The sequence below is a fragment of the Bacillus sp. ChL18 genome, from assembly GCF_026241425.1.
In the GTDB taxonomy this organism is placed as follows: Bacteria; Bacillota; Bacilli; order Bacillales; family Bacillaceae; genus Bacillus; species Bacillus velezensis.
In genome coordinates, this window is the sequence record NZ_JAPHWE010000032.1 from 1 (window position 1) to 255 (window position 255).

1 protein-coding gene is annotated in these 255 nt (G+C 42.7%); it reads left to right on the plus strand.

Annotated elements, in window-relative coordinates; all coding sequences use genetic code 11:
- The coding region (locus OQ477_RS20880; RefSeq protein ID WP_265973609.1) for a condensation domain-containing protein at positions 1-255 on the plus strand (255 nt) is incomplete at both ends.

Sequence of the window (255 nt, forward strand, 5' to 3'; positions counted from 1 at the left end):
GGGAAGTGGATCGAAATCGAATTGAGACTGTCTTTCAGCAGCTAATCGACAGACATGAAGCACTGCGTACTTCCTTTGAAACAGTGGATGGAGAGATTTTTCAAAAAAATTGGTTCAATGTGGAATTTCAGCTGATTTCCCGAGAACTTCCGGAAACTGACGTTGCTGACATCGCAAAGACATTCATTCAGCCATTTGAATTAGATCAAGCCCCTCTATTTCGAGCAGAACTGGCAACGGTATCTGGGAAACAAT